The 9,693-nt window shown below is 67.9% G+C and carries 8 protein-coding genes; 5 read left to right on the forward strand and 3 right to left on the reverse strand.

Translation table 11 applies throughout. The features are described from left to right. Positions 1-9: 9 nt before the first annotated feature. From AC07NF_RS03915 to hflX, 5 genes are all read left to right on the forward strand, one after another. Complete coding sequence (locus AC07NF_RS03915) at positions 10-2,268, forward strand: sensor histidine kinase NtrY-like (RefSeq protein WP_494630719.1); 2,259 nt, start codon at positions 10-12, stop codon at positions 2,266-2,268. Continuing rightward, positions 2,265-3,653 (forward strand): nitrogen assimilation response regulator NtrX, encoded by a 1,389-nt coding sequence (gene ntrX / locus AC07NF_RS03920; protein WP_492810729.1) that lies wholly within the window; start codon positions 2,265-2,267, stop codon positions 3,651-3,653. The genes AC07NF_RS03915 and ntrX overlap by 4 nt, the downstream gene beginning before the upstream one ends. Then, the gene (locus tag AC07NF_RS03925; protein WP_492810727.1) at positions 3,654-4,517 is read left to right on the forward strand and encodes a D-amino-acid transaminase; all 864 of its coding nucleotides are present in this window, start codon (positions 3,654-3,656) and stop codon (positions 4,515-4,517) included. A gap of 157 nt (positions 4,518-4,674) precedes the next feature. Beyond that, positions 4,675-4,923 carry an RNA chaperone Hfq gene (hfq, locus tag AC07NF_RS03930; RefSeq protein WP_013079113.1) on the forward strand — a complete coding sequence of 83 codons (249 nt, stop codon included), beginning with the start codon at positions 4,675-4,677 and terminating at the stop codon, positions 4,921-4,923. Between the two features lie 12 nt (positions 4,924-4,935). Then, positions 4,936-6,273, forward strand: coding sequence for a GTPase HflX (gene hflX, locus AC07NF_RS03935; protein WP_492810725.1), 1,338 nt, complete (start codon positions 4,936-4,938; stop codon positions 6,271-6,273). Here the strand turns inward: hflX and AC07NF_RS03940 are convergent. Genes AC07NF_RS03940 through AC07NF_RS03950 form a run of 3 tightly spaced genes read right to left on the reverse strand, consistent with a single transcriptional unit; the run spans position 6,270 to position 9,275 of the window. Further along, positions 6,270-7,085 (reverse strand): alpha/beta fold hydrolase, encoded by an 816-nt coding sequence (locus AC07NF_RS03940; protein ID WP_494630712.1) that lies wholly within the window; start codon positions 7,083-7,085, stop codon positions 6,270-6,272. The two genes, hflX and AC07NF_RS03940, sit on opposite strands and share 4 nt — an antisense overlap. Next, positions 7,082-7,918: a nucleoside triphosphate pyrophosphohydrolase gene (gene mazG, locus AC07NF_RS03945; protein WP_494630709.1), complete on the reverse strand. Its 837-nt coding sequence runs from the start codon at positions 7,916-7,918 to the stop codon at positions 7,082-7,084. The genes AC07NF_RS03940 and mazG overlap by 4 nt, the downstream gene beginning before the upstream one ends. Continuing rightward, positions 7,875-9,275 (reverse strand): MFS transporter, encoded by a 1,401-nt coding sequence (locus AC07NF_RS03950; RefSeq protein WP_494630706.1) that lies wholly within the window; start codon positions 9,273-9,275, stop codon positions 7,875-7,877. The genes mazG and AC07NF_RS03950 overlap by 44 nt, the downstream gene beginning before the upstream one ends. Positions 9,276-9,693: the final 418 nt, after the last annotated feature.

Raw genomic sequence — 9,693 nt, forward strand, 5'->3', positions numbered from 1 at the left:
TCCCCGGCGATGTCTTCAGTGGCTTACGCGACGGGATCGGAGACCCCGCCGACCCGGTTCAGCCGGGCCTGGTGGCGAGAGCTTCTGCGGTCGCGCTACCTGATCGGCGGGGGCTATGCGCTGGCGGTGATCCTCACCGTCGCCGGCGTCGCCTTGGCTTCGTCGCCGCCCAAGACCGATTCGATCAGCACGGCCTCCACCGTCATCCTGGTGGTGCTGAGCTTCAACCTGGTGCTGATCCTGGGCGTGGCCACCGTGGTGGGCCTGCGCCTCTATGACCTGATCGACGCCCGGGCCAGCGACGCCGGCGCCCGTCTGCACCTGCGTTTCGTCGGCCTGTTCTCGCTGGCGGCCGTGGCCCCGGCGGTGATCGTGGCGCTGTTCTTCGGCGTGCTGGTCAATCGGGGCGTGGACGGCTGGTTCAGCCAGCGGGTCCAGACCGTGGTCGGCAACTCGGCCAAGGTCGCCAACTCGTACGTCGAGCAGCAGACCCGCTACATCTCCGAACACATCGGCCCGATGGCCGCCGAGGTGAACCGCGCCGCGCCGGCCCTGGGCCAGCAACCCGTCGCCTTCGGTCACTATCTGGCTGAACAGACCAAGGATGCCGGTTTCGCCGCCGCCTATGTGCTGGACCGCGACGGCCGCATCCTGGCGCGGGCCGAGATCGGCGAGACGCTGCCCTTCCTGGCGCCGCCGCCCTCGAGCTTCGCGGCCACCGACAACGGCGAGGTCACTGCCCAGCGCTTCGTGTCGGGTGACCTTTTCAGGGCGCTGTACAAGCTGAACGCCTTTCCCGACGCCTACCTCTACGTGGTGCGACCGATCGAGAAGGGCATCCTGACCCACCTGATCGAGACCCAGGACGCCCTGGTCGCCTACCGCGACGCCGAGCGTAGCCGCGGCCGGATCCAGGCGATCTTCGGGCTCAGCTATCTGGAAACGGCGCTGCTGGTGCTGGTGGCCGCCATCTGGGTCGGCATCGCCGCCGCCAACTCGATCGCCGGCCCGGTGGCCGGGCTGGTCGAGGCGGCGGGCCGTGTGTCCGGCGGCGACCTGGACGCCCGCGTGGAGTCCGACACCGGCCCCGAAGAGATCCGGGCGCTGTCCAACGCCTTCAACATGATGACCAGCGAGCTGCAGTTGCAGCAGGCTGCGCTGAAAGCCGCCAGCCTGGACGCCGAGAGCCGTCGCCAGTTCATCGAGACGGTGCTGTCGGGCGTCAGCGCCGGCGTCGTCAGCCTGGACGAGCGCGGCAAGGTCTCGGCCGTCAATCGTCGGGCGGTGACGCTGCTGGGCCTGTCGGACAACGCCCTGGGCGTGGATCTGGTCGAGCTGGCCCCCGAGTTCGAGACGGTGATGGAGGCGCTTCAAGAGAGCCGCCCCGACACCGACGTCGAGGTCGATATCATGCGCGAGGGCGAGACCCGCCGCCTGCGGGTCCGCGCCGCCGGTCACGTGGCCGAGGGCCTGGTTCTGACCTTCGACGACATCACCCGCCTGATGGCTGCCCAGCGCAACGCCGCCTGGAAGGACGTGGCGCGCCGCATCGCCCATGAGATCAAGAACCCGCTGACCCCGATCCAGCTGTCGGCCGAGCGCCTGCGCCGCAAGTACCGCAAGGAGATCGCCAGCGACCTGGAGACCTTCGACCGCTGCACCGAGACGATCATCCGCCAGGTCGGTGACATCGGCCGGATGGTCGACGAGTTCTCGGCCTTTGCCCGCATGCCCGCGCCGCGCTTCGAGCCAGCCAACCTGACCGAGATGCTGCGCCAGGCGGTCTTCGCCCAGCGCTTCCAGGACGCTGAGATCGAGGTGAAGCTGGAAGAGCCGGGCGAGGGCGACGTCTGGGTCACCTGCGACCAGCGGATGATCGGCCAGGCCCTGACCAACATCCTGAAGAACGCCGGCGAGGCGGTCGGCGGACGGCGGGCGCTGGAACCCGAGTTGCCGGGCCGGATCACCGCGATCCTAACCTCGGACGCCGACGACCTGTGCGTGACGATCGAGGACAACGGCGTCGGCTTGCCCGCCAAGGACCGCGATCGCCTGACCGAACCGTATGTGACCACCCGCGAGAAGGGCACGGGCCTTGGCCTGGCCATCGTCAAGCGGATCATGGAGGACCATGGCGGCAGCCTGGCCCTCACCGACGCACGCGCGCTCCCAGGAGCCCGCGTGATCCTGAAGTTTCCGACGACCGTACGACTGCACGCCTCGGCCCCCAATCATGCGGACCAAAGTGGCGTTGAGGAGATGATATGAGCGCCGATGTTCTTGTGGTGGATGACGAGGCCGACATCCGCGAACTGGTGGCCGGCATCCTGGAGGATGAAGGTTATGCGGTCCGCACGGCCGCCGATTCCGACCAGGCCCTGGCCGCCATCCGGGCGCGCAAACCGGCCTTGCTGGTCCTGGATATCTGGATGCAGGGCGGCGGCATGGACGGCCTGGAGCTGCTGGACATGGTCAAGCAGCTGGATCCCGACCTGCCGGTGATCATGATCTCGGGCCACGGGAATATCGAGACCGCCGTCAGCGCCATCAAGCGCGGCGCCTACGAGTTCCTGGAGAAGCCCTTCAAGTCCGACCGGCTGCTGCTGATCGTCGAGCGGGCGCTGGAAGCGGCGGGCCTGCGCCGCGAGAACCGCCGGCTGCGCGCCCAGACCCTGGCCCCCGACAGTCTGATCGGCAAATCGGCGCCGGCCCAGGCCTTGCGCCAGCTGATCCTGAAAGTCGCGCCGGCCAACAGTCGTGTGCTGGTCTCGGGTCCGCCCGGCGCGGGCAAGGAGCTGGTGGCGCGCCTGATCCACGGCGCCAGCACCCGCACCAAGCAGGAGTTCGTCGCCGTCAGCGCCGCCGGCATGGCCCCCGAGCGCCTGGATGTCGAACTGTTCGGCGAGGAAGGCGAGGGCGGTCGGCCGCGCAAGATCGGCGTGTTCGAACGCGCCCACGGCGGCACCCTCTACCTCGACGAAGTGGCCGACATGCCGCGCGAGACGCAAGGGCGCATCCTGCGGGTGCTGGTCGAGCAACGCTTCCGTCGGGTGGGCGGCGACAACGACGTCCAGGTCGACGTACGGGTCATCTCGTCCAGCTCCCGCGACCTGCGTGACGAGATCACCAGCGGGCGGTTCCGCGAGGACCTGTTCCACCGCCTGAACGTGGTGCCGGTGCGGGTGCCGGGCCTGGCTGAGCGCCGCGAAGACATCCCCGAGCTGATCAACTTCTTCGTCGAGAAGATCAGCGAAGCCACCGGCCTGCAGCGCCGCAAGCTGGGCGAGGACGCGCTGGCCACCCTTCAGGTTCAAACGTGGCCGGGCAATGTCCGCCAGCTGCGCAACAACGTCGAGCGCATGCTGATCCTGGCCTCGGGCGAGCCGGGCGAGCTGATCACGGCCGAGATGTTGTCGGGCAATGACCAGCCCAGCGCCGGCAATGCGGGCGCGATCGGGGCCGAGCGGATCATCGCCCTGCCGTTGCGCGAGGCGCGTGAGCTGTTCGAGCGAGAGTACTTGAACGCTCAGATCCTGCGGTTCGGCGGCAACATCTCGCGCACGGCCAACTTCATCGGCATGGAGCGCTCGGCGCTGCATAGGAAGCTCAAGTCCCTGGGCGTGGCCGGCGCTCGGGCGGAAGAGGAAGAGTAGATGTCGCGTTTCGCCTACGTGAACGGCCGCTTCGTGCGTCACGGCGAGGCCGCCGTCCATATCGAGGATCGCGGCTATCAACTGGCCGACGGCGTCTACGAGGTCTGGGCCGTGTTCGACGGCAAGCTGGCCGACGCCGAGGGGCACTTCGCCCGCCTGTGGCGCAGTCTGGACGAACTGCGCATCGCCCACCCGATGAGCGAGGCCTCGCTGCTGTTGGTGCTGCGGGAAGCCGTGCGTCGCAACAAGGTCAAGGAAGGCCTCTGCTACCTGCAGGTCACCCGCGGCGTCGCCAAGCGCGACCATGCCTTCCCGAACCCGGCCGTGCCGCCGGCGGTCGTGATCACCGCCAAGTCGGTGGACCGCGCGGCCGCCGACAAGAAGGCTCTGGCCGGCGCGTCGATCATCTCCGTGCCGGAGAACCGCTGGGGCCGTTGCGACATCAAGTCGATCGGCCTGCTACCCAACGCCCTGGCCAAGCAGGCGGCTCGCGAGCGCGGCGCCATTGAGGCCTGGTTCGTCGACGACATGGGGCTGGTCACCGAAGGCGCCTCGTCCAACGCCTGGATCGTTGATGGCGACGGCGTGCTGCGGACCCGCGACACCAACGCCAACATCCTGCGCGGCGTCACCCGCTCGACCCTGCTGGAGGTGATCCGCGAAAGCGGCATCCCCATGAGCGAGAAGCCCTTCACGATCGCCGAGGCCCAGGCCGCCAAGGAGGCCTTCATCACCGGCGCGGGGTCGCTTCTGACGCCGATCGTTCAGGTGGACGGGGTGAAACTGAGCGACGGAAAGCCTGGTGAGGTGGCGACACGGCTACGGCGTCTCTATATTGAACGAGCGCGTCAAAAAGCCGTCTGAAGTCGGAGCAATATTCGACAGGAGCGGCTTGCGGTAGCGCGACCAGTTGGAAATTTTCACTGAGGGCTTGTCGCTTTCGGCGAAAAATCATCTAGCATGGTCTTGTTTGTGTGGGGGGCGTGTTGCCCTCCGAGAACAATGAGAGGGGAACCCCCGAATGTCCGCCGAAAAGAAACAGAATCTTCAGGACACCTTCCTGAACAGCGTGCGCAAGTCGAAGACGCCGCTCACCATCTTCCTCGTCAATGGCGTCAAGCTGCAAGGCGTGGTCAGCTGGTTCGACAACTTCTGCGTCCTCCTGCGTCGCGATGGCCAGTCGCAACTGGTCTACAAGCACGCCATCTCCACCATCATGCCGGCTCAGCCTGTGCAGCTCTATGAGCCCAGCGCCGATTCCGACGACTGAATTTAGAGACATTTGTCCAAATCTACTTCCCGGTCGATTGACCACGCCGCGCCGATCCTGAAGGCGCTTGTCATCCATCCGGCGCGGCAGCTGCGCGGCCAGGCGGCCCTCGAGGCCCGGGATCCCAATGCCCGGCTCGAGGAAGCCGTCGGCCTCGCGGTCGCGCTTGATCTCGACGTCGTCGAGACGGTGATCGCGCCCCTGCGCGCCGTCACGCCGGCGACCTTGTTCGGTAAGGGCAAGATCGAGGAGTTCGCGGCGATCTGCGAGGTCGAGCACATCGACGTCGCCGTCTTCGACGATCAGCTCACGCCCATCCAGCAGCGCAATCTCGAGAAGGCGCTGAAGGTCAAGGTCGTGGACCGTACCGGCCTGATCCTCGAGATCTTCGCCCGCCGGGCCCGGACCCGTGAGGGCCGTCTGCAGGTCGAGCTGGCCAGGCTCGAATACGAGCGCTCGCGCCTCGTCCGCACCTGGACCCACCTGGAACGCCAGCGGGGCGGCACCGGCTCGACCGGCGGCCCCGGCGAAACCCAGATCGAACTCGACCGCCGCCTGATCCGCGACAACATCATCAAGCTCAAGAAAGAGCTCGACGAGGTGCGTCGCACGCGGACCCTGCATCGCAGCGCTCGCAAGAAGGTGCCGTATCCGACGGTCGCCCTGGTCGGCTACACCAACGCCGGCAAGTCCACGCTGTTCAACCGCCTGACCGAGGCGGAGGTGCTGGCCAAGGACATGCTGTTCGCGACACTGGACCCGACCCTGCGCACCGTGAAGCTGCCCGACGGGCGGCCGGCGATCATGTCCGACACCGTCGGCTTCATCTCCGACCTGCCGCACGAGCTGGTCGAGGCCTTCCGCGCCACCCTCGAGGAGGTGCAGGAGGCCGATGTGGTGCTGCACGTCCGCGACGTGGCCAATCCCGACAGCGAGGCCCAGGCCCGTGACGTCGAGACGGTGCTGGGCGAGCTGGGCGTGACCTTCGACGAGGGCAAGACCGTCGTCGAGGTCTGGAACAAGATCGACCTGCTGCCCGAAGACGACCGCGAGGTCGTCGAAGGCCATGCCCGTCGCAAGAACGCCTCGGCGGTCTCGGCCGTGACGGGCGAGGGCTGCGAGGCCCTGCTGCGCCGGATCAGCGGCCTGATCGACGACTCCCCGCCGGTCGAGGTGCAGCTGAAGGCCCAGGACGGCCAGGCCATCGCCTGGATCTACCGCAACGGCCGGGTCTTGAGCCGATACGATGGTCCGGACGGCGACGTCACGATCGTCACGCGGCTGGACAGCCAGGCCCTGGGCCGGTTCGAGCGCCAGTTCCCCGGCGCCGTGGTGGGCGAGGCCGACTAGTTCGCCTGCAGCAGCGCGTCCTTGATCGCCTCGACCACCACGTCGGGGCGATCCTGCATGACGTTGTGGCCGCTGCCGGTCGCCAGCACCGTCCGCCGCTTGGGCGACTCCGCGACGAACGCCTTGTGGGCCGCCCGCATCGCCTCGCCCTCGGCCGGGGTCTCGTTCCACGAGGTCTCGGCGACGATGTCGACCACCGGCAAGGTCGCGGGCAGCGTCACGTCCTGCATGGCGCCGGCGGTGTCGGCATAGGCCTCCATCATCGGGATCAGGGCCTTGGCCAGGTCCGGCGCCTTGGCTTTCAGCTCACCGTACTGCGGGCGATAGCGAGCCTGGATCCGGCCCGCCCAGGCCGCGTCGATCAGGCGAGGCAGGTTGGCGTCGACCAGCACCAGCCCCTTCACCTTCGGATCGCGCGCCGCCAGCCGCTCGACGATGTAGCCGCCATAGGAGTGGCCGACCAGGATACGCGGACCGGCGACCCCGCAGCGGTCCAGCACGGCCGCCAGGGCCTTGGTCTCCTGCTCGATCGAATAGGCCGTCGGCGCCAGCTGGCTCTGACCCAGGCCCGAGCGGTCATAGACCAGGGTCGTGACGCCCAGCGTCCGGATCTGTGGCTCGACCTCGGTCCAGGCCGCCGACGCAGCGCCGCCACCGGCTTCGAAGACGACCGTGACCGGGCCGGAACCCTGGGTCTTGGCCCACAGGCTATAGCCGCCGACATCGACCAGGCCATCGCAGCCAGCGAAGGCCGCGCCGCCGCTCAGGGCCAGCCAGGCGCTCGCGGTAATGGCTAGCGCCCGGCCCCTCATCTCTTGGCCTTCTCGGCCGCCTTGGCGTCGTTCCACAGGGCGTCCATCTCCGCCAGATCGGACTGGTCGGGCGTCTTGCCACGCTCGGCTAAGCCCGCTTCCACGAAGGCGAAGCGGCGGGTGAACTTGGCGTTGGTGGCGCGCAGGGCGTCCTCGGGATCGACGTCCAGCTTGCGAGCCAGGCTGGCGCAGACGAACAGGATGTCGCCGAGTTCCTCTCGGGCCTTGGCCATATCGCCGGCCGCGATTTCGACCGCGATCTCCTCGGTTTCTTCGCGCAGCTTGTCGAGTACGTGCGCCGCGTCCGGCCAGTCGAAACCGACGCGAGCGGCGCGCTTGGTCAGCTTCACGGCGCGGGTCAGGGCGGGCAGGCCGGCCGGCACGTCGTCCAGCACCCCGGTCTTGGCCTTGGCCTTGCGCTCCTGCGCCTTCAGCTCCTCCCAGCCGGCGACCTGGGCCGAGAGGTCGTCATAAGCGTGGTCGCCGAAGACGTGCGGGTGGCGGCGGATCATCTTGTCATTGATGGCCGCGGCGACGTCCTTGAGGTCGAACGCGCCCTGTTCCTCGGCCATCCGCGAGTGGAAGACCACTTGCAGCAAGAGGTCGCCCAGCTCTTCCTTCAGCTCCGGCAGGTCGCCCCGCTCAATGGCGTCGGCGACCTCGTAGGCCTCCTCGACCGTGTAGGGCGCGATCGTCGCGAAGGTCTGCTCCAGGTCCCAGGGGCAGCCACCGTTCGGATCGCGCAGCTTGGCCATGATCTCCACGAGACGGGAGATCGGATGCTGATCTTCACTCGGCGGGGCGAGGGGCGGGGACTTGGTCGGGGAGGACATGCGGTTCCGGCTCGGCTACGGGCTTGGCGTCCCCCTGCGCCGCATCCCGCGCCGCGAGTTGGCGCTGAATCTCGGCGAGACGGTCCGCATCCAGCGGATAGCGCAACATGATCGCCGCGACCACCAGTCCCAGGAACGCCGGCGCAAAAGCGTAGAGGCCGATCAGGGCCGCATCGCCCGTGGGCGTCGAGACCTTCGGATCGAAGCCCATCGCGCCCAGGATGATGAACACCCCGACGGCCAGGGCGTAACCCAGCTTAATGGTGCCGGTGACGATGGCGTAGAGCAGGCCGGTCTTGTCGACGCCGCTCTCCAGTCGTTCCTCGTCGCCGATATCGGCCATCATGGCGCGCACCAGCAGCGGCGCGGCCGAGTAGGGCAGCCCGGCCAGGACCAGCACCAGCATGCCGATGACGACATTGCCGGCAGGCGTGACCACGACCGCCAACTGCACGACCGCGTACAGCAGCGAAGCGACCAGCAGCGACCGGTGCTTGCCGATCCGCTTGGCCAGGGCCGGCCACAGCGGCGCGCCGGCCAGGGCGGCGATGAAGTAGATCAGCAGCAGCACGCCGGCCTGGGTCTTGTCGAAGTTCTTCATGCGCTCGAAGAAGAACAGGAACAGCGTGCCGGTGATGCCCGGCGCCAGGCCCATCAAGAGGTCGGCCATCAGCAGCCGCTGCACCGACGGGCGTCCCAGCAGCTTCAGATACTGCCGCAGCCCGGTGTCGCCATGGCGCGGCGGCGGCGCGGGCTCGCGCACGGTCGTGACGGCCAGCAGGACGGTGAGCGGCGCCAGCAGGACGATGAACCAGCCCATGGCGCTGATGCTGTCCAGGTGGTCGCCCTTGAAGACGCCGGTCACGATCGGCGGCAGGCACAGCACCAGGATCATGCCGACGACATTTGCGCCCTGCCACCAGCCATAGACGCGCGAGCGCTGCTGATAGTCGGAGGACAGGACGGCGCCCCAGGCGGTCTGCGACAGCACCACCATCGAATAGCCGACGTACAGAACGCTCAGCCAGAACCACAGATAGATGGGACCGACGCCGGGCTGGGCCATGAACAGGGCGAAGGTGCCGATGGCGATCACCGGCGTGCCGGCGGCCAGCCACGGTCGGAAGCGGCCCCAGCGGCTGCGCGTGCGGTCCATCATGCCGCCCAGCACCGGGTCCAGCAGCATGTCCAGCAATTTGACGATCAGGAAAGCCGCGCCCACCGTCGCCATGGGGAGGCCCAGGGAGTTGATGTAGTACTCGGGCAGGTACACCACGAGCGGCAGGCCCATCGCCGCGATCGGCACCGCGGGCGCCGCGAACCGGGCCATTGACCCGTTCGAAAGTCGGTCGGTCATGCCGTTACTCCTTCCCCCGCGCTGTTGGTCGCGCTCGGACACTGAAGGTCGCTGAACGACCGTTTGAATGAGTGTGCGGGCAATGGTCGTCGAGCGCCAGCCTCTTCGTGCAGTCGCACGGCTTCGCCGCCTCATGCGGCAGGCCGCTGAAGGGATGGAAAGGGATGCGGAGCGCCGGACAGCGTCCGGAGTGTGAAAAATGAATACCGTTTCGACGAAGCCAGGACGCTCCGCGCGATCGTTATCCGCCAGCGTCCCGTCAGGTGGCCCTGTTCAGGCCTTACCGGGACCTGGACCCCGCCGTTTCCGGCAAGCTCCAGAGGCCGAAGAAGGCGAGCCAAAAATGGCTAGGACGCACCCCTTTACCTTCGACCACGCCGACGGCGGGCGGGCCTGGTCAGCGAACCAGGTCCCCGGA

Source organism: Caulobacter sp. GW821-FHT10A06 (genome assembly GCF_059415805.1).